Below are 23,141 nucleotides of genomic sequence, written 5' to 3'. Positions count from 1 at the left end.
GGTATCAGTGGGGCAGCTCTCCGCCGCCGTCGGAGCGGGGCTTGCCCTCGGGGGGAATCTCGCCGTTCCCGGCGGAGTTATCTTTCGTATCCCCGGGCATAGGGATTACGTCGGGGGTCTTGACCGCCTTGGCGGCCTGGCGGGCCTCCTCCCGCTCCAGCATGGCGGCGTAGTTGTCCGCCTGGGACGGGTCCCGGCCCTCCAGAATGGCGATCATCTCCGCGCCGGTGATGGTCTCCTTCTCCAGCAGGTAAGCCACCACCTTGTCCATGTCCTCCCGGTTATCCTGGATGACCTGGACGGCCTGGCGGTAGCACGTCTCCAGAATGTCGTGGACGGCGGTGTCCACATCAGCGGCGGTGTTCTGAGCGCAGTCCATGCCGTACCCTCCGTCCAGATACTGGCTGCGGCGGGAGGCCAGGCCCATCATGCCGAAGCGGTCGCTCATACCGTAGAGGGTGACCATGCTGCGGGCCACGCTGGTGGCGTCCTGGATGTCCTGGGACGCGCCGTTGGTCATGGTGTTCAGCACCACCTGCTCGGCGGCGCGGCCGCCCATGGACACGGTAATCTTTGCCAGCAGCTCGTCCTTGGTGCGCAGCTCGGTCTTATCCTCCTCGGGCATGAGGAGAGTGTAGCCCAGGGCGCCCTGGGTATGGGGCACAATGGTGATCTTCTGCACCGGCTCGGAGTTCTTCTGCTTGTAGGCCACCATGGCGTGGCCCACCTCGTGGTAGGCCACCAGCTTTTTCTCGAACTCGGTGAGCACGCTGCCCTTTTTCTCGGTGCCGGCGATGACCAGCTCGAAGGCGGTGAGCAGGTCCTGCTGGTTGACGGCCTTGCGGCCCATGCGTACGGCCCGGAGGGCGGCCTCGTTGACCAGGTTGGCCAGGTCGGCGCCCACGGTGCCCGCGGTGGCGATGGCGATCTTCTTCAGGTCCACGTCGTCGCTGAGGCGGATGTTGCGGGTATGGACCTGGAGGGTGGCCAGACGGCCGGCCAGGTTGGGCCGGTCCACGATGATCCGGCGGTCGAACCGGCCGGGCCGGAGCAGGGCCTGATCCAGCACCTCGGGCCGGTTGGTGGCGGCCAGGAGGATGATGCCCTTGGTGGGGTCAAAGCCGTCCATCTCGGCCAGCAGCTGGTTGAGGGTCTGCTCCCGCTCGTCGTTGCCGCCGGAGAAGCGGTCGTTGCGGCTCTTGCCGATGGTGTCGATTTCGTCGATGAACACGATGCAGGGGGCCATTTTGCTGGCCTCCTTGAACAGGTCCCGGACGCGGCTGGCGCCCACGCCCACGTACATCTCCACGAAATCGGAGCCGGAGATGGAAAAGAAGGGCACGTTGGCCTCGCCTGCCACGGCCTTGGCCAGCAGGGTCTTGCCGGTGCCCGGAGGGCCCACCAGCAATGCGCCCTTGGGCAGTTTGGCGCCGATTTCGGTGTATTTCTGGGGGTTGTGGAGGAAGTCGATGATCTCCACCAGGCTCTCCTTGGCCTCGTCCTGACCGGCCACATCCTTGAAGGTGACGCCGGTCTTTTTCTCCACGTACACCTTGGCGTTGGCCTTGCCCACGCCGCCCAGTCCGCCGCCGCCCATCTTGCTGGACATGAAGCGGAACAGGAACACCATGGCCACCACCATGATAATGAAGGGCAGGACCATCTGCACCAGGGCGCTGAGGATGACGGTGCTGCTGCTGACCACGGCGGTGCCGTACTCCACGTTGTGCTCGTCCAGCAGGTCGATGATGGAGAGGTCATTGAAGGGAGGCGCAGTGACCGCTGAGGTGTAGGCGCCGGTCTGCTGGGTCAGCAATGCCAGCCCGCCCACCTGCTGGGTCAGCTGGCTGCCGCCGCTCTGGCTCTCGTCGGGCTGGGGGGGCGTCCAGTCCTCCGCCGGGGTCTCCCCGGTGGTCAGGTCAATGACCGTCACATCCCCGTCCTTGGTCTTCTGGACCGCGCCCAAGCCGTCCTTCAGGTCGATGACCAGCTGGTTGCTCTGGACGTCCACGCGCTCCACATAGTCCTGCCGCACCCACTCCCGGAAGGTGGAGTAGGGAATCTCCACATGGTCGGATCCCTCGAAGAGGGAGAAGGCGGACTGGAGCAGCAGCGTCAGAATCAGCGCCCACAGGATGATGGAGATGAGCCCCACAAGATTTTTCTTGTTGTTGGGGCCGCCGCCATTTTGGTTGTTGCGTTTCTGGTTATCGGGCTTCAACACTTTGCCCTCCTTGTTCTCAGAATCCTGAGCCGGTAAAGGCCGGAAAATCAGGATATTTCTTATTAGAAACTGTCTGTCATTTTACCACAGACAACTATGAATTACAAGGAAGCCCCCGGCGGAAAGCTGTAAACTTTCTATGAAGTGCGAGGGGTACAGCGGAATTTTCTTGCCCTCTCCCGGACAGTTTTTTCGCCCGGCGGGGATTTTTATCTTTTTCTCCCTAGAGGAATGTGCTATACTGTTTTTATCTATGGACTGAACAGAAAGGCTGGACATGCCATGCGAGAGCAGAAAAACCGCAGAAGAGAGCCGGAGGCCGAGGCCGACGGCATGATTGAGGGCCGCAACGCGGTTATTGAGGCCCTCCGGGCGGGCACGCCGATTGACAAAATTTTTCTGGCCAGAGGCGAAACCGACGCCACCCTGGGCCATATCGCCTCCACGGCTCGTGAAAAGGGCGTAGTGGTGGTGGAGGCCGACCGGCGGAAGCTGGACGGCATGAGCCGCACCCACGCCCACCAGGGGGTCATCGCCATGGCCGCCGTGCGGGAATATGCCACTGTGGACGACATTCTCAACGCCGCCCGGGAAAAAGGGGAGCCTCCTCTCATCGTGGTGTGCGACGAGCTGAGCGACCCCCACAATCTGGGCGCGGTTATCCGCACCGCCGAGTGCGCCGGCGCCCACGGCGTCATTATCCCCAAGCGCCGCTCCGCCGGCCTCACCGCCGTGGTGGCCAAGACCTCGGCGGGGGCGGTGTCCTACGTGCCGGTGGCCCGGGTGCCCAATCTGACCGCCCTGCTCAAGGAGCTGAAGGACGAGGGGCTGTGGATCTTCGGCACCGCCGCAGACGGATCCACCAGCCTCTATGACGCCGACCTGAAGGGCCCCGCCGCCATTGTCATCGGCAGCGAGGGAGACGGCATGGGCCGTCTGGTGTCTCAGCAGTGCGACTTTAAGGTCAGCATTCCCATGAAGGGGAAGCTCAATTCCCTCAACGCCAGCGCCGCAGCGGCCATCCTGCTGTACGAGGCCGTGCGCCAGCGGGGGCTGTAACCCCCAACCACACCCCAGAAAGAGGACGAAGGCCCTATGCCGAAGGATCGGGATGACGAACTGAATACACACGGCGAGCCTACGCCGGAATTCACCCTGGAGGAGATTCTGGCCGAATACCGAGACCGCCGTGAGAGCGGCCTGGACGACGACACCATCCCCCTGCCCGTCATTCCCCAGCAGGACCTGCCTCCGGAGCATCGGGCAGGCAGGCGGAAGGGGACGGGCGACAATGTGGTGCGCTTTCCCGGCAAAAAGGTCCGCCCCGCCCCGCCGCCCGGGGAGGACAAGGGCGGTGGGCCCGCCGCCCCCTCCCCCCGGGGGAAAGAGGCGCCGGGCGGGATTGATGAGCCGGAAGAACCGGAGGCGGCCCCGCAGGAGGACCGCTCCGCCCATGCGTCTGAGGTCGGAGACGGCGTCCAGGGCGGGGAGGAGAAGTCCTTTTTTACCGCCAAGCTGGACGCCCTGCGCCGGAAGGCCGACGAGTATGCCGACCACATGTTTGAGGAGGAGGGGATCGAGGACGACGAGGAGGTCCGCCGCGCGGAGCAGTATCTCCCCGGCGTGGACCGGGAGGAGGAGCGCCCCCCCTTCCGCATCCGCCCGCCCCGGCGCGTCATCCCGCCCGCCCCCGACATTCCCCCGGCGGAGCTGTTCAAGCGGTACGGCCGGGGACTCAAGTTTCTGCGGATGCGCACCGCCATGGTACTGCTGCTGTCCCTGCCTCTGATCTATCTCACCCTGGCGCCCTTCTTCGGCATGCCCCTGCCCGGCATGCTGTCCAGCTCCTATGAGCTCCAGGTGTACACCCTGGCGGGCATGCTGGGGGTAGTTATGCTGCTGGGCATTGACGTGCTGCTGCGGGGATTGTTCCACCTGCTGCGGCTTCAGATGGGCATGGACACTCTGGTGTCCTTCTCCTGTATCGCAACTCTGGCCGACGCACTCACCATGATCTCCCTGGGCGGCCGGGCGGGGCAGCTGCCCTACTGTGCTGTGTCCGCTCTGGCTCTGGGCCTGACCATGTGGGGCGCTGTCCTCAAGCGGCAGGGGCAGCGCAACGCCTGCCGCACCGCCGCCTCAGCCCACGAGCCCTATCTGGTTACCCTGGACCCGGGTAAGTGGAACGGCCGGGAGGCCTACACCAAGTGGTCGGGAGACCCGGCGGGCTTCGGCAGCCAGATCCAGGGCGCCGACGGGGCCCAGCGGGTCTTCCGGGTCACCGCGCCTCTGCTGTTTATCGCCGCGTTTCTCTTCTCCATTCTCTCCTCTCTCGGCCGGCAGCGGCCGGAGCTGATTCTCTGGTGCCTGTCCGCCACTCTCACCGCGGCAGCCTCCTTCTCGGCGGCCCTGTGCTTCGGCATGCCGTGGAACAGCCTGTGCCGCCGTCTGTCCGGCGTGGGCGCCGCCATCGCCGGCTGGGACGGGGTAGCCGGAGGCGCCGGTGCGGGCATTCTCCTCACCGATACCGATCTCTTTCCCCCCGGCTCGGTGGCCCTCAACGGCATCAAAATTTTCGGCAACTTCTCGGTGGAGAAGGTGGTGGCAGTAACCGCCACCCTCATCCGGGACTCAGGCAGCGGCCTGGACAAGATTTTCCACGACCTGCTCCGCTCCCAGGGGGCCATCTACCGCCGCTGCTCCGCCTTTGAGCGGTGTGAGGGCGGCCTGGCCGCAGACATCCGGGGGGAGCAGATTCTGGTGGGCTCGGCTGCCTTCATGCACCTGATGGAGGTGGCCCTGCCCCAGGGGCTCAACGTGAAGAACGCAGTGTTCTGCGCCATTGACGGGGAGCTGGCCGGACTCTTCGCCCTGAACTACAGTCTCCACGGCGCGGTGCGCCCTGCCCTCACCGCCCTCATCCGCAACAAAATCGGCCCGGTGCTGTGTACCCGGGACTTCAACCTGATTCCCGCCATGCTCCGCCAGCGGTTCAAGCTGCCGGTGGAGAAAATGGAATTTCCCGAGATGGCCCGGCGGACCGAGCTGTCCGATCCGGACCAGGAACACAGCGACACCCTGTGCGCCGTCCTCTGCCGGGAGGGGCTGGGCCCCTTCTCCGAGGCGGTGGTGGGCGGCCGCAGGCTGCGGCAGGCGGTACAGGGCAGCGCCGCCCTGGCCTCTGTGGGCTCTGCCGTCGGCGTGCTGCTGGCCTTTTACCTCACCTTTGTGGAGTCCTATGTCTCCCTCTCTCCCGCCAACCTGCTGATTTTCATGGTCATGTGGCTGGTGCCCACTCTGCTCATTTCGGGCTGGGTGAACCGGTATTAAAACAGGCAAAACTGTCCCCCGGGCTCTGCATAAGGCAGAGCCCGGGGGACAGTTGCGTTCAGGATAGGCCCAGGCAGGTACGGATATCCGAGCGGAGGGACACCATCTCGGGATAGGCAAAGAAGAAATTCAGCTTCTGCTCCCACACCGCATCCCCTTCCCGCGGCTTGTCCTGGAGGACAAAGTAGGTAAAGCTCTCAGCAATGTCCTCCGAAGGGCTGCTGGAGGCATAGTCAGTGACAAAATCGTCCTCGTGGCGGAGGAAGAAGTTGTAAGTATCCATGTCGGACAGGCGGTCGTCCAGATAGCCGGTCCAGAACCGCTGGTAGAAATCGTCCAGGTAAGATCCCTCCCGGCATACCATGCCCAGCTCGTTATAAGTAGAGGCGGTCTGCCGGGTGGTGTACTTCACCTGTCCGTCATTGAGCGTCAGATAGTGGCTGTACTCGTGGAGCACAGTCTCCACAAACATCTGCCCGTCCCCGGCGTCCGCCGGGTCCACAGCGATCTCCCACTTCTCCCCCGTGTTGTCCGCCTGCCGGACATAGGCCAGGGTCTCGTTTTCCCCGTCGGTGAACACAGTAAAACGGACGAAATCCTCCCAGGCGTCTTCCGGAAGCATAGCGGTCATCTGGTCCCAGAGGAGCTGGAAGTCAGCCTCGGTGTACTCCTCCCGGCCGGAGTCCTGGCTGGGCTGCGTCTGGCTGCGGACAATCGCCCCGCTGGACGTAATGTCAAAGACGGCCAGGGTCCGCTCCTCCGGGTAGCCGTACCCCCATGTGCCGCCGTCGCCAATATAGCGGACGGTGTATTCCTCGTAGAGACCGTTGAGCTTGTCCACAAGCCGCTGCTCCTGGGTGGATTTCTCCCACTTATCCTTGTCCAGCCGCTCCTGCCGGAGCGGCCAGAGCTGCTCCATCAGATCCAGGCAGGCGTCAAACTCCTCCTCCGTCACCTGACCGGCCAGCAGGCCCAGCTGGGCCTCCACCCTCTCCCGGGCGGCGGCGGTCTCCTCCTCTGTCAGCTCCCGTGCCCGGCCGCCCACACCGGCAAAGCCGCCGGCAGCGGCCGTTTCTCTTCCGCAGCCGGACAGCAGAAGCAGGGCAAGTACCAGGGCAATCAGGGTAAAACGTCTGAATTTATGCACAAAAACACCTCCGTGGTGGAAAAGTCAGGCTGTCTGTCCACCCTTCTGGGCGTTCCACAGCCGGGCGTACTCCCCGCCGGCAGCCAGCAGCTCCTGGTGGGTTCCCTCCTCCCGGATGCCCGCGCCGTCGATGACGATAATGCGGGAGGCGGAGCGGATGGTGGACAGCCGGTGGGCGATGATGAGGGTAGTGCGGCCCTCCGCCAGAGTGTCAAAGGCAGACTGAATGTGCTCCTCCGTAACGGAGTCCAGGGCAGAGGTGGCCTCGTCCAGAATGAGGATGGGCGGGTTTTTCAGAAAAATGCGGGCGATGGACACCCGCTGCTTCTGGCCGCCGGAGAGCATGACGCCCCGCTCGCCCACCTGGGTCTGGAAGCCGTCGGGCATGTCCATGATGTCGTCGTAGATCTCCGCCAGCTTGGCCGCCGCTACGATCTCGGCGTTGGTGGCGTCGGGGCGGCCATATCGGATGTTGTCGTAGATAGTGCCTGCGAAGAGGAACACATCCTGCTGGACAATCCCGATATTCTCCCGCAGGGAGTGCTGCTTCAGGGTGCGCACATCGTGGCCGTCCACCAGGATGCGGCCTTCGGTCACGTCGTAGAACCGGGGGATGAGTTGGCACAGGGTGGACTTGCCGCCGCCGGAGGGCCCCACCACCGCCACCGTCTCGCCGGGGCGGACGTGGAGGGTCACATGGGAGAGCACATCCTCGGCGGAGGACTCGTACCGGAAGGTCACGTCGTCCACCAGAATATCGCCCTTTACGTCTGTCAGAGCCACAGCGTCCGGGGCGTCCTGAATTTCAGGCTCCACCTCCATCAGCTCCACGAACCGCTTGAAGCCCGCCATGCCCTGCATAAACTGCTCCACAAAGGCGGAGAGCTTGCGGATGGGGGTGATAAAGGTGGTGACGTAGAGGGAGAAGGCGGTCAGGTCGGCCAGGTCCATCTTGCCCTGCATGATGAGCATGCCGCCGAAGGCGATGACCAGCACGCTCATCATGCCCATGGCCAGCTCCAGGCCGGACTGGTAGGTGGCCATGGCCTTGTAGTAGCCCCGCTTGGCGTTGCGGAACTGGTCGTTGGCGGCGGCGAACTTGGCGCTCTCGGCGGCCTCGTTGGCAAAGGCCTTGGCGGTGCGCATGCCGGAGATGGAGGACTCCACCTCCCCGTTGATGCCCGCCAGGCGCTGCTTTACCTCGGTGGAGCAGCGCATCATCCGCTTGCGCTGGAAGATGGTGAACAGGGCGAAGAGGGGCACCACCGCAAACACAATGAGGGCCAGCTCCCACCGGATGGTGAGCATGATAATGAACGCGCCCACCAGCGTGACGGTGGAGATGAACAGGTCCTCGGGGCCGTGGTGGGCCAGCTCGGTGATCTCAAAGAGGTCGCCGGTAACACGGCTCATGAGCTGGCCGGTGCGGTTTTTGTCATAGAAGGAGAAGGACAGGTCCTGCATGTGGGCGAACAGGTCCCGGCGGATGTCCGCCTCCATCCGCACCCCCAGCAGGTGGCCCCAGTAGGTGACAATATAGTAGAACACGCCCTTGAGCACATAGGCCGCCGCCAGCACAGCCATAACGGTGAAGAAGGTGACAAACAGCTTCTCCGGCAGCAGGTCCTTCATGGCCAGCCGGGAGAAGTAGGGGAAGGCCAGGTCTACAATGCAGATGAACAGGGCGCACACCATGTCCAGGGCAAAGAGCTTCCAGTGGGGGCGGTAGTAGGAGGCAAAAATGCGGAGATAGCCCCGCCTGCCTTGACGCTTGGAGGACAAAACGATTCTTCCTTTCTCTTTTCCATAATCGAACTCAGTATAGCGAGTCTGCCGGGTCTTTGTCAATGAAAATACGGCGGAGGCCACATTGAGACGGAATACCGCAGGAATATTCATAAAAATTGTTGACATTCTATTTTTTACTATATATAATAATAACAAGAATAGTGGAAGCCTGTCGCTGTCGTTTTATTAAGTGGAGATTTTATATGGGTATCAAATTGTGCGATAGCTCTCCCAAGGAAGACAGGAATTTTTTCTGCCGCTTTCCTTACTGGAAAGGTCATAATAAATTTATTTTTGATGCACATAAGCCGTTTTGAAAAAAGAACGGCTTATGTGCATTGCTTTTTTGACATCACGATTCATAAGCCTGTTTTCTGTCTTTAATAGTAAAGAGGTTATTTTATGAAAAAAAGCTGCTTTCCATGCTTCTTATCCTGAGTTTCATCCTCCCTTGTTTTTCTGTCGTATCCGCGGCGTCCTCAACATCCACCCTTTCAGAACGCTATACCTGGGAAGAGAATGGATATACCCTCATCGACAGCTATTTTACTGATACACAGTCAACGGAGTTTTACTCCAATGGCGAGACAATCTACGGAATTACATTATTCGACACAGGTGCGATAGAGGTTGTATGGGCAGACATAGGAGAACCTGCCCATTCCCTGTGGCTGACAAAGGATGAGCTTAGCCTCGATACCTTAACCGGAAGTGATATGCAGACATTTAAAGGCAATGAATTTCGCGCCTCTCTGAAAGAGTACTGTTTGGAGCACAGGGACGAAAGCACGCTGGTGGATATTACGGTGCGCGAAGCTCCCGCAATTACGCCGATGGCCGAGGATACAGACGTGTACCGTTCGCTGATGGACCAGCTAGAAGATATCCACGGGCCGCAGCATACAAATTATAACTGGACCGGTCTGGTTTCTCAAATTATTGGTGGCATTGAATATAACTATAAAGAAAATCTGAGCTATGAAATGAATCGTACAAGACTGCATGAAGTTTCGTCAGGAACAAGCGTAGCGTCTTTTCTTGCTACTATATTAGCGTTTAATCCCAGCACTGCAATGACATTTGGTATATTGTCCGCTATTTTCGGCGGAGTCTCTATAATAACCAGTAATAGTGAGCTTCTGGAGTATACCGGGAGCGCAGTCTATTGGAGATACGTGCTCATCAATGGAGGCGGCCCCTATTATAGCGGCGGAAAAACCATGACATATGAAGGTTGGGCAAAGGTCGGAAGTTTGGATCAGCCAACACTGCTTGAAGCCGGCACAACCTTTACGATTCCGGAAAATATCTTTGAGGATTATGAGAGGCAGAGGGAGCTTGCCTATGAAAACTATGTCTGAGTTCTGGCAGGCGTGGAAGGCCCGCAAGCGGGACAGGGATCTGACAATTAAGCGAATCCTGACCATTATAGGCCCTACATTTGTTATCATTGCCGGCCTGCGCGAGCTGAATTATAATTTCGCTTTCTGGTCTTTCATGATAGCGGCCTCTGCCTGCCTCATTTTGATTGACCTTGTTCTGATCATTTTAAAGCGCTGAGTTCGCCTCTGCATCCCCGCGTTTTGTGCCCGCCCTGTCCGGCAGGGGTACTGCATTCCGCAGCGCCCCTGCCGGAAATTTTATGTACGATTGTTCAGATGTCTATTGAAGATTTCATGCAAAACATCTACAATAGAGGTATCTCAGGTCCCGGAACCTGAAAAAACGGACAGAAGGAGCGATGAACATGAGACAGAGAAAAAGCGGCGTCCGCACCCTGCTGGCAGGCCTGCTGGCCGCGGCCATGCTGGTCTCCCTGGTCCCCGCGGCCCTGGCCGCCGGCGCCGGCGAGACCCACATCACCATTCTGGGCACCTCGGATATGCATGGCAATATCTGGGGCTACTCCTATGAGGACAATGCCGAGAGCACCAACAACGGCATGGCCCGCCTCTACACCTATATCCAGCAGGTGCGGGCGGAGAATCCCAACACCATCCTGATTGACGCCGGCGACGACATTCAGGGCACCATTATGACCGACGACCTCTATAACAAGACGCCCGAGGAGCCCCATCCCGTCATCGCCGCCATGAACTACATGGGCTATGACGCCATGACCGTGGGCAACCACGAGTTCAACTGGGGCATTCCCATCATGCAGGCCATCCTGAGCCAGGCCGACTTCCCGGTGCTGGCCGCCAACGTCACCGACGCCGCCGGCCAGCCGGTTACCGGCGCCGGCTGGACCATTGTGGAGCGGGGCGGCGTCAAGGTGGCCGTCATCGGCGTGGTCACCCCTGATGTGCCCATCTGGGACGGCGGCAAGGAGGGCATCGACGACGCCGTCTATGAGGCCGCCAGCGTGGCCGTGGACAAGGCCATCGACGAGATCGGCGACAAGGCCGACGTCATCGTGGTCTCCGCTCACATGGGCATGTACGCAGAGTTTGACGAGGAGGGCGGCTCCGATTCCGCCCAGAAGATTCTGGACGATAATCCGGAGATCGACGTGCTTCAGGTGGCCCATAACCATGTGGTGGTCAACGAGAAGCAGGGCAATGTGGTCATCGGCGGCGTGCGCAACGGCGGCCGGGACATCGCCCGCTTCGATCTCACCCTGGATGCCGACAAGAATGTGGTCGACGCCACCGTGGAGATCGTGGACATGACGGATGTTGCCCCCAGCCAGGAGATCCGGGACATTCCCCTGGTGGCCGAGGCCCATCAGAAGACCATTGACTACATTGCCGGCGGCACCGACGAGAGCGGCGAGCCCCTGCCTCCCCTGGGCACCACCACCGCCAAATTCCAGCCGGACAACGAGATCGCCGGTCTGCCCCAGGGCAGGCTGGAGGACACCGCCGTCATGGACCTCATCAACCAGGTCCAGCTGGAGAACTCGGGGGCCGATGTGTCCGCCGCAGCCCTGTTCAAGAACACCAGCGATCTGCCCGCCGGGGACATCAACTACGGCAACATCTTCGACATCTATAAGTTCGACAATACCCTCTATCGGGTCCAGGTCACCGGCGCCGAATTGAAGGCCTATATGGAGTGGTCCGCTGAGTGCTACAACCAGTGGAAGGAGGGCGACATCAACATCTCCTTCGACCCCGAGTACCCCGACTATCTCTATGATATGTTCGCCGGTGTGGACTATGAGATCGACCTGTCCCAGCCCAAGGGTGAGCGCATCAAGAACGTTATGTTCAAGGGCGAGCCCCTGAAGGATGACCAGACCCTCACCCTGGCAGTGAACAATTACCGCTACTCCTCCGCTCTGAAGGCCCAGGGCATCGTGTCCGCCACCAAGGAGTGGGAGTCCTCCAACTCCATCCGGGACATGATTGTGGCCTATTTTGCCGAGCATTCCCCCGTGGCTCCCACCGTTGACAACAACTGGAAAATCGTGGGCGTGGATCTGAACGAGGACGACCCGCGCCGCGCCGAGCTCATCGGCTACATCAACGCCGGCCTGCTGCCCACTCCTTACAGCGCGAGCTACAACCTGGCCGATTATGACGCCCTGGTGGCGCAGGCCAAGGACAACGCCCCCGTGCTGGTGGACGGCGCCCCCAAGGCCGCCGCCGCTCTGGACGGCTTCTACCGCCTGCGGGATCTGGCCTCTGCCCTCAACGGCACCGGCAAGCAGTTTAATGTGGAGTGGATTGACGGCCAGGTGATCATCACCACCGGCGCCGCCTATACCGCCGATCCCCTGCCCGCCGTCACCATCCCCGCCTTTGAGGCCTCCGGCGCCATCACCGTCCTGGTGGACGGCCAGCCGGTAGAGGTGACCGCCCAGGTATACCAGGGCAACTACTATGTCTCTGCGGATGCCGTCAGCACCCTGCTGGGCATCCAGGCCGTCCAGTCTGACGGCGTGCTCATCCTCACGGTTGACACCGCCGCCGACGCCGGCTAACTCCATCTGTCTTTCCCAATCTGAGCGGGCGGGGAACCTTCCCCGCCCGCTCTTTTTGTCCTGCCCCTTTCTAAGGGGCAGCCCGGCGCCCTTGCATCCGCAGTCCGGGCGGATTATAATAATATTTAGCGTCTTTCCCTTGAAAAGGAAATTCTGTATGGATGTGAGGTTCCTGGTATGTGGGATATCTTCAACAATCTGCTGGTGGTAGCGGGACAGGTGGTCACCCTCTTTCTACTGATGGGGGTGGGCTTTGTCATGGCCAAGCTGGGGCGGCTCTCCCCTGGAACCCTGGGGCAGCTGTCCAACCTGCTGCTCTATGTGGCCATCCCCTGCGTCATTATCAGCTCCATGCAGATCGACCCCGACCCCGGCCTTCTTCGGAACATCGGCGTTATGTTCCTCATCACTGCGGCCTACTATGTGGTGTTCTGTTCCCTGCTGCCCCTGCTCTTCCGCTCCAGTCCGGAGGATACCCGGCTGGTGCTCCGGTTTGGCACCGTGTACGCCAACAACGGCTTTATGGGCATGCCTCTGCTCCAGGCTGTACTGGGGGAGGAGGCGGTTATCTTCGCCGTGGTGGCCACCATCACCTTCAACCTCTTCCAGTGGACCCACGGAGTGATCCTGGTGGGCGGGCAGAAGAAAATATCCGTCCGCCAGGCCCTTATCAACCCGGGGACCATCGGTCTGGCTGTGGGGTTGGCGCTGTTTCTCAGCGGGATGCGGCTGCCCTCCATGGTGGGCAACGCGGTGGATTTTCTGGGCGACCTGAACACCCCGCTGGCCATGGTGGTCATCGGCGGCCAAATGGCCTCCACCGACCTGGGCCGCACCTTCCGCCGCCCCGACCTGTATGTCTCTTCCATCTTCAAGCTCATTGTCATCCCTCTGATTACCGCCCTGCTGCTCCTGCCCTTCCGCCTGCCCGCTCTGGTGTACTGCTCTATGGTCATTCTGGCCGGCACCCCCACCGCAGGCACCAGCGGCATCCTGGCTCAGCAGTACAACCGGGACGTGGGCTCCGCCGCCCAGATGGTTACGTTGTCCACTCTGCTGTCGGTCATCACCCTGCCGTTGGTGGCGGTCATGGCCAGCCTGCTCTCCTAAAGGCGCAAAAAAGCGCTGCCGGCATCGGCAGCGCCTTTTTTATGCGAATACGACCTGCACCAGCACCATATACAGGATTGTGCCGCCAAAGATGGACAGCAGGTTGTTGTGCTTCCACAGGTGGAGCAGGATAACCGCCGCCACAGCGATGACCTGGGGCAGCCATCCGGCGGGGGTGAACAGGCTGGCGCCGCGCAGGCCCCGCAGGCAGTAGACAATGAGCATGGCAATGATGGCGGGGGGCAGCACCCGGCCCAGATAGAGCACCAGCTTGGGGGGATTGCCGCCCCGGTCAAAGAGCAGGAAGGGCAGCGCCCGGGTGAGAAAGGTGACCACAGCCATCACCGCGATGGCCAGCACGGCGTGCATTGCGCTGGTCATGTGTCCGCCTCCTTTCCTTCGGCGTCCTGCCTGTCCAGCCGGGGCCGGAGAAGGAGCAGGGCCGCCACAATGGCGCCCAGAGCAGGGAGCAGCATCTGTTCCTCTCCCACCAGGATGAGAAAGAGCAGGGTACAGCCCGCGCCCAGAAAGGCGGGCAGGTGCTCCTTGGCCGACTTCCACTGATCCACGGCAATGACCACAAACAAGGCGGTCATGGCAAAGTCGATGCCGGTGATATCCAGGGACAGCAGGCCGCCGGCCACGCCGCCGATGACCGACCCGGCAATCCAGTACAGCTGGTCCAGAATTGCCACAGCAAAGTAAAAGTCCCTGGGGCGCACGCCCACGGGCACGGCGGCGCCGGCCAGCAGGGCATAAGTCTCATCGGTGAGGGAAAAGATCATATAGAACTTCCGCCAGCCCATGCCCCTGAACTTCTCCAGCATGGACAGCCCGTACACCAGATGGCGGAAATTGATGAGCAGGGTCATCACCGCCACAGTGCCCAGTCCGGCGGCAGTAGCCAGCAGCTCTACCCCCAGATACTGGCCCGACCCGGCATAGATGGTCAGGCTCATAAAAAACGCCCAGATAAAGTTGTAGCCCGCCCGCTCCAGCATCAGTCCGAAGGCAATGCCGATGGAGAGATAGCCCATCAGCACCGGCACTGTGACGGGAAAGGCGGCGGCAAGCGCCTTGCGGTTCATGGAAACTCCTCCTCTGCTTACTTGTCACTTGCACACAACAGATTGTTAAAGTAATAGTTTAGTGCTTTTTGTGAAAAAAGGCAAGAACAGGTTTACAATTTTTCCGTCCTGGGCAAAGCCCGATTGCATTTCCCATAGGATACGGTATAATGAGACCATTAAGTTTTCGGGCGGCGGCTCCATCCGTCCGGAACGCGGCTCTGCCCATTCCAAATCACTCCCATATATGCGGCGGCCCCTGCGGACCGCCGCTGCTTTTACTCTCTTTTTTGCTCCCCCTCCGCCTCAAAGCCGGAGGGTCCGCCAAGTTTATCTGCTCGGAGGAATTATGAAGAAACTGCTCTTTATCTACAACCCCCACGCCGGCAAGGGGCAGATCCGCGCCAAGCTGGCCGATGTGCTGGACATCTTCACCAAGGCAGGATGGCTGGTAACCGTCCGGCCCACCCAGGGCAAGTCGGACGCCACCTACACCGCCGCCTGGCTGGGCAGCGGGTTTGACCGGCTGGTCTGCTGCGGCGGCGACGGCACCCTCCACGAGGTAGTCACCGGCCTGATGGAAGTCAGCCGCCGGCCTGAGCTGGGATATATTCCCGCGGGCACCACCAACGACTATTCCCGCAATCTGAAGCTGCCCAAGGGGTATGAGGCCATGGCCGCCGTGGCGGCGGAGGGCGTGCCCCGGCCGGTGGACATCGGCCGGTTCAACGAGCGTTACTTTGTCTATGTGGCCGCTTTCGGCGCCTTCACGGACGTGGCCTACGACACGCCCCAGCAGGTGAAGAACATGTTCGGCCACCTGGCCTATGTGCTGGAGGGCATCTCCCGGCTGGGCAATCTGAAGGGCTACCAGGCCAAGGTAGAGTATGACGGCGGCGTGCTGGAGGAGGAGTTCATCTTCGGCATGGTGAGCAACACCGTCTGCGTGGGCGGCATGCTGGGCCTTCCCGCCGACTCGGTGGCCCTGGACGACGGGCTGCTTGAGGTGATACTGGTGCGCACCCCCCGGAACCCCATGGAGCTCCAGGGGGCCATCGCCGCCCTGATGAAGCAGACCACCGACGAGGCCGCAGGCGTGATGGGCTTCCACACCTCCCGGCTGAAGATCACCTGTGCCGAGGAGACTCCCTGGACCCTGGACGGGGAGTACGGCGGCGCGCCCCAGACGGCCGAAATTGAGGCCTGCCGCCACGCGGTGACCATTGTCTATGGCGCCTGAGCCTCCCCCTTTTCTGTGCTTCCGCCCTTCCGCGCCTGAATCAGGCGCGGAAGGGCGGCTTTTTGTATACTCCTTTGTGAAAAAAACATCATATTGGGGCCGCGCCCCCGTTTTTCTTTCTCTTTCCTTTCCTTTTATGTGCAAAACGCCGCAAATCAAAAAGTTTTCCCTCTGTTTTAAATTTATTTTATACAAAATTCCCTTGACATTCCCCTAAGAGGATGGTTTATAGTTGGAGTTGAACAGAGGTTCGCTGCGGCGGGCGGAGGCGGGTGCTGTCCCGTCTCACAATACCGCCCCGAGTGTGTGGCAGGGGCGGCGAAACACGGCGTCCGGCGTGAGGATCGGCTGTCCGAATTCTATTTGAGAAAGGGATGTGTATTGTGAAAGAGACCAAAGCAGCGGTTAACACGGAAGCGGCCAACAGCGACGAGTACAGTAACCAGCGCGTTCCCAAATCGGCCCGGAGGTCGGCCCTGAGCCTGCTGACCGTCTCCCTGGGCTATGTGTTCGTGGTCACCAGCATGCAGGCCGGCGGCAGCATGGGCGTGGGCCTGACGTTTACCGACACCGTCACCGCCACGCTGCTGAGCAGCGTAATTCTTGCGGTGCTGGCCTGCGCCATGGGCGTTATCTCGGCCAAGACCGGCATGAGCACCGGCCTGCTGAGCAAGTATTCCTTCGGCAAGGCGGGCACCTACGTCCCTGTGGCCATTGTGGTGGTCACCACTATCGGCTGGTTCTCCATTGACGCCTACCTCATCGGCCAGACCACCAATACCCTCTTCCCCATAATCCCCATCATTCCCGTGGCCATCCTGGGCGGCATCGGCATGACCTTTACCGCCATGCGGGGTATGAAGTGGATGACCTGGCTGAGCAACATTGCCGTGCCCCTCATCATTATCTTCGGCATCATCTCCATGGTCATTGCAGTCAACGACGCCGGCGGCATTGCCGACATGAACAGCATTGTCCCTGCAGAGCCCATTGATTACAGCTACGCCGTGGGCCTGGGCGTGGGCTCCTACGCGGTGGGCGCCGTCATGTTCACTCCCGACATCATGCGCTTCTCCAAGAGCATCCGCTCCGCCATTATCGTCATGATTATTACCCTGATGCTGGGCAACACCTTTATGCTCCTCTCCGGCGCCATCGGCTCCGTGGTCACCGGCACCCCCGACGTGGCCATCATGCTGTCCATGCAGGGCCTGCTGGCCCCCGCCTTCCTGGTGCTGGTGCTCAACATCTGGTCCACTGCCCAGGGCTGCGTCTACTCCGGCTCCATGACCCTCAACAGCGTGGTGCCCAAGGCCAAGCGCACCTGGCTGGTCATCGGCTTCGGCGTCATCGGCATTATCTTCGCCATCATCGGCTTCTACAACTACTTCGGCTCCTATATCGATTTCCTGTCCGCCACCGTGCCCCCGCTGGGCGGCATCTTCTTTGCCGACTTCCTGGTGACCTATAAGCAGGACTACCCCGACCCCGACAAGGTGGAGCTGCCCACCATCAACATCGCCGGCTTTATCGCCTGGATTCTGGGCTTTATCGTCACCCGCATTCCGTTCGGCATGCCTGTGGTCAACGGCATCATCGTGGCCTTTGTGGTCAAGGCGGTGCTGGGCGCCATCATGGGCAGCGGTGTGAAAACCCGCACTTAATTCCACCTCAATCCCATGTGAAAGGAAGGATTTTATACTTATGAAAGGCTTCGCAGAACATTTTGTGGATGACGGCTCCAACTTCGAACTGACCGACCCCGCTCTGCTCATTGTGGACATGGTCAACGACTTCTGCAAGGAGGGCGGCGCCATGGTGCTGCCCGAGGGTATGGAGACCGTAGAGCCCACCCAGCGGCTCATCGCCGCCTTCCGGGCCAAGAAGCTGCCCATCATCTTTATCAACGATACCCATCGGGCCGGCAAGTACGACAAGGAGTTTGACAAACGGGCCCCCCACTGCATTGAGGGTACCTGGGGCGCCCAGGTCATCGACGAGCTGGCCCCCCAGCCTGAGGACTACCAGATCCCCAAGCGCCGGTTCAGCGGCTTCTACCAGACCGACCTGGACCTGGTGCTCCGGGAGCTGGGCCGCAAGACCGTGGTGGTCACCGGCGTTGTGACCAACATCTGCGTCCGCTCCACCTGCCATGATGCCTTCTTCCGGGGCTATCAGGTGGTGGTGCCCAGAGACTGCGTCCGGGCCACCGGCCCCCGGGAGCAGGAGTCCTCCCTGTGGGACATTGAGACCCACTTCGGCGCCGTCACCGACAGCGCCACCATTCTGGATCGGCTATGACCCGTCCTGCCGCCTCCGGGCGGCCATCGCGGACGGCGGAAGAGCGGCCGCGAATGCTGACCGTCAAGGCAGCGGCTGACGAGACCGGTCTCACCGTCAAGGGCATTCGTTTCTATGAAAAAATCGGTTTAATCCGGCCGGCGGAGCGTTCGCCGGCCGGATACCGGCTTTATTCGGAGGAAGATGTGGCCCGGCTGCATCAGATTCACTTCTACCGGGAGCAAAAATTCTCTCTGGAGGACATCGACGCCATCCTCAACGACCCGGATACCGATCTGCGCAGCTACCTGAAGCGGCAGCTCTTTGATGTGGAGGACCAGATCCGGGAGCTGGAGCGGGTCCGGGACACATTGGACCGGGTGCTGCGGGAGAATGACTGCCGGAGCGCCATTGGCGACAAGGTTCGGGCCGCAGAGAACCGCAGCCGGTACGCCATTGTGAGCACCGACCTGCAAAACGAATTTCTGGACGGAGGCTCCATGTCCTGCCGCCGCATCTACAACATCATCAAGCCCCTGAGGGCCATGCTGGAGCGGGCCAGGTCCATGGGCATTCCGGTCATTTACGTCCGGGACTCCCACCACCGGAATGACCCGGAGCTGGAGATTTGGCCCGACCACTGCCTGGAGGGCACCTGGGGCGCCCAGATCATCGGGCAGCTCACCCCCGCGCCGGAGGACTATGTGCTGAAAAAGAACTACTTCAACGCCTTTATCGGCACCAAGCTCCAGGCCACCCTGAAAAAGCTGGGCACCGAGACCATCATCTTCACCGGCTGGCGCACCCACGTCTGCGTAGCCCAGACCGCCATCGAGGCCTTCCAGCGGGGCTACCACATCATAGTAGCGGAGGATTGCGTGGAGTCCACCACCCAGGTGGAGCACGACTTCGGCCTGAGCCTGCTCCAGGTCAACTACTGCGCCGAGGTGCTGCCCTGGCAGACCATTCTGGACCTCATCGCCCAAAATGCAGCCCCCGGAGATGTGTCCGGCCAGCCAAAGAGGAGTGAGACGACATGAGCAGGACCATGATGGCCGTGGTATACCACGGCCAGGGGGACCTTCGCTTTGAGGAGCGGCCTGTCCCCACTCTGCTGGACCCCGGCGACGCCATTGTGAAGGTGGGCCTGTCCAGCATCTGCACCAGCGACTTTCATATCCGCAACGGCGCCGTTCCCCGGGCCAGGGAGAACGTGATCCTGGGCCACGAGTTTGCCGGAGAAGTGGTGGCTGTGGGGAGCGCCGTCAAAAAAATCCGGCCCGGCCAGCGGGTGGCCGCCAACGTGGAGACCTTCTGCGGCGACTGCTGGTTTTGCAGGCGCGGCTTTGTCAACAACTGCGTAAAGGGCGGCTGGGAACTGGGCTGCCGCATTGACGGCTGTCAGACCGAGTATGTCCGGGTGCCCTTTGCCGACAACGGCCTGACCCCCATCCCAGACAGCCTGGAATACGAGGATGTCATCATGCTCTCCTGTGTGCTGCCCAGCGGCTACTTCGGCGCGGAGCTGGCGGAGATTCAGCCCGGCGATACGGTGGTAGTGCTGGGCGCCGGACCGGTGGGCTGCACCGCCATGATGTGCGCCCGGCTCTTCGGCCCGGCCTGTATTGTGGCGGTGGACGTCATCGGCCAGCGGCTGGACTTTGCCAAGCGGAACGGCTGGTGCGACGTGACCGTCAACCCCGGCAAGGAGGACCTGGATGCCGTGGTGAAGGGCCTCACCGGCGGACGGGGCGCCGACTCCGTCATCGAGGCGGCGGGCGGCAAGGATACCTTCCAGACCGCGTGGCAGGCAGCCCGCCCCAACGGCATCGTCTCCCTCATCGCCATGTACGAGGAGGCCCAGAGCCTGCCGCTCCACCTGATGTACGGCAAGAATCTGACCTTCAAGACCGGCGGCGTGGACGCCTGCCACAATGACGCCCTGATGAAGCTCATCGAGGGTGGAAAGCTCAACTGCCGCCCTCTCATTACCCACACCATGCCCCTCAACGACATCATGCGCGGGTATGACATCTTCGAACACCACCTGGACGGCTGCGTCAAGGTGGCTATCACCCCCTATGAGCGCTGACGCACAGAATATGAAAGAGGCCGACGGCGGCCCTGTTTTTCCGGCGCCAGGCGCAAAAAGCCCGGAGGGTCATGGGACCCTCCGGGCTTTTCCTTTGTCCTCTCCTTACTCCTCCAGCTCCAGCAGCACCTGCCCCGCCGCCCGCGCAAAGAGCCGGGCGCCCCGGATGGCCTCCTGAAGGGTGTTGCCGTGGGCGCCCACCTCCACCAGCAGAGAACCATTGGTCAGCGCCTGGTTGTACACTGAGCTGCTGCGCATGGTGATGGGGCGGGCCAGCGTGGGGTAGAGTGTGTTCATACTCTTCTGAATTTTCATTGCCAGGGTCAGGTTCTCCATCCAGCGCGGGTAGTCGCCCGCATTGGGACTGCCCATAACCAGCATGACCTGAGCGGTGTCCTGTCCGTCCACTGTGGTGAGGGGTTTGTAGACCGTGCCGTCCTCTCCGATGAGGGCGTCCCGGTGGACATCCAGCACAATCTTGATGGACGGGTACTGCTCCAGATAGGCCTCCACCCCCGCCCCGGAGCGGGAGTAGGCCCCGTTGTACTGGGGGTAGTCGTAGGGGGTCTCGTCGTGGAGGACGGACAGCCCCATCTCCTCAAAAACCTCCTTCATCTCCTCTCCAATCCGCACCATGTTCTGGGTGTTGTCCAGCGTGCGGCTGTTGTCGGTCTGGACGTAGACGTCCGTGCCGTCAGGCGTGTAGGCCTCGGTGGCGTGGGTGTGCATAATGAGAATCTGGGGCTGAGACGGGTCCCCCAGGGTGATATCCACCGGCGCAGCCGCCAGGGCGGCGGCGTCAAACGACACGCCGGTGGTGTTATAGATATATACTCCGTCGGCCTGGGTATACCCGCTGTCCGATGTGGGCACCAGGGTGCGGGGGATAATGTCATCCGGCGCCGTGGTGACGGCGGGCAGGTTGGCCGGGTCCTCCGGGTCCTCTGTCTCCGGGGTGGGGGCGGGCGTCTCCGGGTCCTCCTGCTCTGGCCGCTCCGTCTCCCCCCTGTCATTCCCGGCCAGCTGCCGGGCCACCGCATCCCCGTTGCTCCGCAGCAGAACAGACTGGCCCACCACCAGCCTGCCCCACTGGTCCAGGGCGTCAAAGGGGCCGCCGGTCCCTTCCACCTCTCCCAGCTCCGCCCGCAGCAGGGCGGAAACCAGGCTGCCGTCCTCTCCCATGGCCTTGAAGGCCTCGGCGGCCGCCCCCGCTCCCGTCGCCGTCAGCAGGGCCCACAGCGCCGCTGTGACCATCAGCAGTGCCGCGCTCCGCCGGAGCAGACGCCCCCACTGTATTCCGCTGTGCCTGTCCTTTTTCATCCGTATCCCATCCCTTCATGGGAAAGACTATGCGGCGGGGCAGATGGGTATGACAGGCATTTAATTTGGCTTTCAAAACATACTTGACTTTTTTGTCCATCCCTTTATATAATGTCTGCTGAATAAAGCGCTGTGTGCTGTATCCGCAGGGTATGGCCGCAACATAAACAACATAAAAAGGAGGCGAACGCCGTGGATCAGCACCGGGAGGAACTCAACCGCTTTTTAGTTGAGGTATTTCACGATATTCTCAAGACCGAGGAGCTGGCCCTCTCCAGCGAGCGGAAGGAGCTGTCCCTTCGGGAGCTCCACCTGATTGAAGAGGTCTGCCGCGCGGCGGACCAGGGGCTGGACAACCGGGCCACCGCCATTGCTGCGGCCCAGCGGGTAACTGCGGGTACGCTGACCACAGCAGTGTCGCTGCTGGAGCGAAAGGGCTATTTAATCCGCCGCCGGGACGAGCACGACAAGCGCGTCGTGCGTATCCTTCCCACGGAGAAGGCCCGCCATGCCAACCAGGCCCATGAACGCTTCCACGAGGAGATGGTGGAGAATCTGCTCGGCTTTCTCACCCAGGAGGAGGCGCAGGTCTTTGTCAGGGCGCTGGGGCAGGTATCCCTGTTTTTCCGCGAGAAGATGTTCTCCTCCTATGCCGGAGCGGAGGCATAAAGCCGTTTTTTCAGAAACGCACAGTATGATGCTGCCAGCATGCAGCAGGAGGTATTTGAAATGATCCGTATTATCACCGACAGCACCAGCGATCTCTCTCCCCAGCGCCGGGAGGCCATTGGGGTGGACGTCATTCCCCTCTCGGTCCAGTTCGGCCAGGAGATTTTCCGGGACGGCGTGGACATCACCAACGCGGAGTTCTACGATCGGCTGTCCAAGGCGGAGACCCTGCCCACCACCTCTCAGATCAACCCGGAGGTCTTTGCCGCCCTGTTCCGGAAATACCTGGACCAGGGGGATGAAATTGTGGGCATCTTTATCTCCGGGGCTATGTCCGGCACCTGCCAGAGCGCCCTTATCGCCCGGGATATGGTGGACGGCGAGGACAAAATTCACATTGTGGACTCCCGTACTGTAACCTTTGCTCTGGGTCTGCTGGTGGAGGTGGCCGCCTCCCTGCGGGACCAGGGGCTGTCTGCGGGAGAGCTTGCCGCCCGCCTGGAGGCGCTGGCGGGCCGGGTGCGCCTGCTGGCTGTGGTAGACACCCTGAAGTACCTGAAGATGGGCGGGCGCATCTCCACCGCCACCGCTGTGGTAGGCGGACTGCTGGGCATCTCCCCCATCATCACCATTGAGAACGGGCTGGTGGAGGGCATCGGCAAGGCCCGGGGCCGGAAGGCCGCCTTCCAGTGGATTGCCAAGCGGATGGAAAAAGAGGCCCCAGACCTGTCTCTGCCCGTGGGCTTCGGCCATTCCAACGCCCCCGAGGCCATGGCCGAGTGCCAGGCTTTCTTTGCCGGCGCCATCGCCGGCGCTACTGTCTTTACCAGCGATATCGGCAGCGTCGTGGGCACGCATGCCGGTCCCGGCGCTACCGGAATTGTCTATTTCCGCGCAGAGCAATAATATGAGAGGGTCCCAGACCTGTGGCCTGAAACCCTCCATC

The 23,141-nt window shown here is 61.4% G+C and carries 18 protein-coding genes; 12 read left to right on the top strand and 6 right to left on the bottom strand.

Features of this window, described 5'->3' with window-relative positions; translation table 11 throughout:
* Positions 1 to 4 precede the first annotated feature (4 nt).
* Complete coding sequence (ftsH, locus tag Q0K06_RS00220) at positions 5 to 2,221, bottom strand: ATP-dependent zinc metalloprotease FtsH (protein WP_294547004.1); 2,217 nt, start codon at positions 2,219 to 2,221, stop codon at positions 5 to 7.
* Positions 2,222 to 2,506: 285 nt separating this feature from the next.
* Between ftsH and rlmB the strand changes: the two genes are divergently transcribed.
* Positions 2,507 to 3,283, top strand: a complete 777-nt coding sequence (rlmB, locus tag Q0K06_RS00215; RefSeq protein WP_294547000.1) for a 23S rRNA (guanosine(2251)-2'-O)-methyltransferase RlmB — start codon at positions 2,507 to 2,509, stop codon at positions 3,281 to 3,283.
* Positions 3,284 to 3,319: 36 nt separating this feature from the next.
* The gene (locus Q0K06_RS00210; protein WP_294546997.1) at positions 3,320 to 5,554 is read left to right on the top strand and encodes a hypothetical protein; all 2,235 of its coding nucleotides are present in this window, start codon (positions 3,320 to 3,322) and stop codon (positions 5,552 to 5,554) included.
* 58 nt (positions 5,555 to 5,612) lie between these two features.
* On the opposite strand, the gene Q0K06_RS00205 is transcribed toward Q0K06_RS00210, so the two are convergent.
* Together Q0K06_RS00205 and Q0K06_RS00200 are read right to left on the bottom strand one after the other, a co-directional pair.
* The gene (locus Q0K06_RS00205) at positions 5,613 to 6,701 is read right to left on the bottom strand and encodes a hypothetical protein (RefSeq protein WP_294546994.1); all 1,089 of its coding nucleotides are present in this window, start codon (positions 6,699 to 6,701) and stop codon (positions 5,613 to 5,615) included.
* Positions 6,702 to 6,725: 24 nt separating this feature from the next.
* Positions 6,726 to 8,396, bottom strand: coding sequence for an ABC transporter ATP-binding protein (locus tag Q0K06_RS00200; RefSeq protein ID WP_294547245.1), 1,671 nt, complete (start codon positions 8,394 to 8,396; stop codon positions 6,726 to 6,728).
* A 515-nt stretch (positions 8,397 to 8,911) separates the two neighbouring features.
* Between Q0K06_RS00200 and Q0K06_RS00195 the strand changes: the two genes are divergently transcribed.
* The 3 genes from Q0K06_RS00195 (at position 8,912) to Q0K06_RS00185 (ending at position 13,527) form a co-directional block, all read left to right on the top strand.
* Positions 8,912 to 9,850 carry a hypothetical protein gene (locus Q0K06_RS00195; RefSeq protein ID WP_294546991.1) on the top strand — a complete coding sequence of 313 codons (939 nt, stop codon included), beginning with the start codon at positions 8,912 to 8,914 and terminating at the stop codon, positions 9,848 to 9,850.
* A 386-nt stretch (positions 9,851 to 10,236) separates the two neighbouring features.
* Positions 10,237 to 12,417: a 5'-nucleotidase C-terminal domain-containing protein gene (locus Q0K06_RS00190; RefSeq protein ID WP_294546988.1), complete on the top strand. Its 2,181-nt coding sequence runs from the start codon at positions 10,237 to 10,239 to the stop codon at positions 12,415 to 12,417.
* Positions 12,418 to 12,594: 177 nt separating this feature from the next.
* Entirely contained in the window at positions 12,595 to 13,527 is a 933-nt protein-coding gene (locus Q0K06_RS00185; protein WP_294546985.1) for an AEC family transporter, read from the top strand.
* 39 nt (positions 13,528 to 13,566) lie between these two features.
* Here the strand turns inward: Q0K06_RS00185 and Q0K06_RS00180 are convergent, their stop codons facing one another.
* Entirely contained in the window at positions 13,567 to 13,908 is a 342-nt protein-coding gene (locus Q0K06_RS00180; protein WP_294546980.1) for an AzlD domain-containing protein, read from the bottom strand.
* Positions 13,905 to 14,615, bottom strand: a complete 711-nt coding sequence (locus tag Q0K06_RS00175) for an AzlC family ABC transporter permease (RefSeq protein ID WP_294546977.1) — start codon at positions 14,613 to 14,615, stop codon at positions 13,905 to 13,907. Before Q0K06_RS00175 ends, Q0K06_RS00180 begins: the two co-directional genes overlap by 4 nt.
* 328 nt (positions 14,616 to 14,943) lie before the next feature.
* Here Q0K06_RS00175 and Q0K06_RS00170 point away from each other — a divergent pair, with 328 nt between their 5' ends.
* The 5 genes from Q0K06_RS00170 to Q0K06_RS00150 all read left to right on the top strand — a co-directional run bounded on the left by Q0K06_RS00170 (position 14,944) and on the right by Q0K06_RS00150 (position 20,206).
* Complete coding sequence (locus Q0K06_RS00170) at positions 14,944 to 15,834, top strand: YegS/Rv2252/BmrU family lipid kinase (protein ID WP_294546974.1); 891 nt, start codon at positions 14,944 to 14,946, stop codon at positions 15,832 to 15,834.
* A gap of 374 nt (positions 15,835 to 16,208) precedes the next feature.
* Positions 16,209 to 17,498, top strand: coding sequence for a cytosine permease (locus Q0K06_RS00165; protein WP_294546971.1), 1,290 nt, complete (start codon positions 16,209 to 16,211; stop codon positions 17,496 to 17,498).
* A 40-nt stretch (positions 17,499 to 17,538) separates the two neighbouring features.
* The gene (locus Q0K06_RS00160) at positions 17,539 to 18,135 is read left to right on the top strand and encodes an isochorismatase family cysteine hydrolase (protein WP_294546968.1); all 597 of its coding nucleotides are present in this window, start codon (positions 17,539 to 17,541) and stop codon (positions 18,133 to 18,135) included.
* A gap of 53 nt (positions 18,136 to 18,188) precedes the next feature.
* A complete protein-coding gene (locus Q0K06_RS00155; protein WP_294546965.1) occupies positions 18,189 to 19,154 on the top strand; it encodes an isochorismatase family protein in 966 nt (321 codons plus the stop codon).
* A complete protein-coding gene (locus tag Q0K06_RS00150) occupies positions 19,151 to 20,206 on the top strand; it encodes an alcohol dehydrogenase (protein WP_294546962.1) in 1,056 nt (351 codons plus the stop codon). The genes Q0K06_RS00155 and Q0K06_RS00150 overlap by 4 nt, the downstream gene beginning before the upstream one ends.
* A 105-nt stretch (positions 20,207 to 20,311) precedes the next feature.
* On the opposite strand, the gene Q0K06_RS00145 is transcribed toward Q0K06_RS00150, so the two are convergent.
* Positions 20,312 to 21,526, bottom strand: coding sequence for a stage II sporulation protein P (locus tag Q0K06_RS00145; protein WP_294546959.1), 1,215 nt, complete (start codon positions 21,524 to 21,526; stop codon positions 20,312 to 20,314).
* A gap of 192 nt (positions 21,527 to 21,718) precedes the next feature.
* Between Q0K06_RS00145 and Q0K06_RS00140 the strand changes: the two genes are divergently transcribed.
* Both Q0K06_RS00140 and Q0K06_RS00135 read left to right on the top strand, forming a co-directional pair.
* Positions 21,719 to 22,195 carry a MarR family transcriptional regulator gene (locus Q0K06_RS00140; RefSeq protein ID WP_294546957.1) on the top strand — a complete coding sequence of 159 codons (477 nt, stop codon included), beginning with the start codon at positions 21,719 to 21,721 and terminating at the stop codon, positions 22,193 to 22,195.
* 60 nt (positions 22,196 to 22,255) lie between these two features.
* Positions 22,256 to 23,101, top strand: coding sequence for a DegV family protein (locus Q0K06_RS00135; protein WP_294546954.1), 846 nt, complete (start codon positions 22,256 to 22,258; stop codon positions 23,099 to 23,101).
* Positions 23,102 to 23,141: the final 40 nt, after the last annotated feature.

The organism is uncultured Pseudoflavonifractor sp., assembly GCF_944387805.1.
Lineage (GTDB): Bacteria > Bacillota > Clostridia > Oscillospirales > Oscillospiraceae > Pseudoflavonifractor.
The sequence above is the reverse complement of the archived record's forward strand: the minus strand, read 5'-3'. Positions and strand labels throughout refer to the sequence as shown.

What these genes read in the sequence shown, in the direction of transcription:
- Q0K06_RS00145 (WP_294546959.1), bottom strand. Translation starts at nt 21,526, where the DNA reads ATGAAAAAGGACAGGCACAGCGGAATACAGTGGGGGCGTCTGCTCCGG.
- Q0K06_RS00150 (WP_294546962.1), top strand. Translation starts at nt 19,151, where the DNA reads ATGAGCAGGACCATGATGGCCGTGGTATACCACGGCCAGGGGGACCTT.
- Q0K06_RS00155 (WP_294546965.1), top strand. Translation starts at nt 18,189, where the DNA reads ATGCTGACCGTCAAGGCAGCGGCTGACGAGACCGGTCTCACCGTCAAG.
- Q0K06_RS00185 (WP_294546985.1), top strand. Translation starts at nt 12,595, where the DNA reads ATGTGGGATATCTTCAACAATCTGCTGGTGGTAGCGGGACAGGTGGTC.
- Q0K06_RS00165 (WP_294546971.1), top strand. Translation starts at nt 16,209, where the DNA reads ATGTGTATTGTGAAAGAGACCAAAGCAGCGGTTAACACGGAAGCGGCC.
- rlmB (WP_294547000.1), top strand. Translation starts at nt 2,507, where the DNA reads ATGCGAGAGCAGAAAAACCGCAGAAGAGAGCCGGAGGCCGAGGCCGAC.
- Q0K06_RS00195 (WP_294546991.1), top strand. Translation starts at nt 8,912, where the DNA reads ATGCTTCTTATCCTGAGTTTCATCCTCCCTTGTTTTTCTGTCGTATCC.
- Q0K06_RS00200 (WP_294547245.1), bottom strand. Translation starts at nt 8,396, where the DNA reads ATGGTGTGCGCCCTGTTCATCTGCATTGTAGACCTGGCCTTCCCCTAC.
- Q0K06_RS00170 (WP_294546974.1), top strand. Translation starts at nt 14,944, where the DNA reads ATGAAGAAACTGCTCTTTATCTACAACCCCCACGCCGGCAAGGGGCAG.
- Q0K06_RS00180 (WP_294546980.1), bottom strand. Translation starts at nt 13,908, where the DNA reads ATGACCAGCGCAATGCACGCCGTGCTGGCCATCGCGGTGATGGCTGTG.
- Q0K06_RS00175 (WP_294546977.1), bottom strand. Translation starts at nt 14,615, where the DNA reads ATGAACCGCAAGGCGCTTGCCGCCGCCTTTCCCGTCACAGTGCCGGTG.
- Q0K06_RS00135 (WP_294546954.1), top strand. Translation starts at nt 22,256, where the DNA reads ATGATCCGTATTATCACCGACAGCACCAGCGATCTCTCTCCCCAGCGC.
- Q0K06_RS00210 (WP_294546997.1), top strand. Translation starts at nt 3,320, where the DNA reads ATGCCGAAGGATCGGGATGACGAACTGAATACACACGGCGAGCCTACG.
- Q0K06_RS00190 (WP_294546988.1), top strand. Translation starts at nt 10,237, where the DNA reads ATGAGACAGAGAAAAAGCGGCGTCCGCACCCTGCTGGCAGGCCTGCTG.
- Q0K06_RS00160 (WP_294546968.1), top strand. Translation starts at nt 17,539, where the DNA reads ATGAAAGGCTTCGCAGAACATTTTGTGGATGACGGCTCCAACTTCGAA.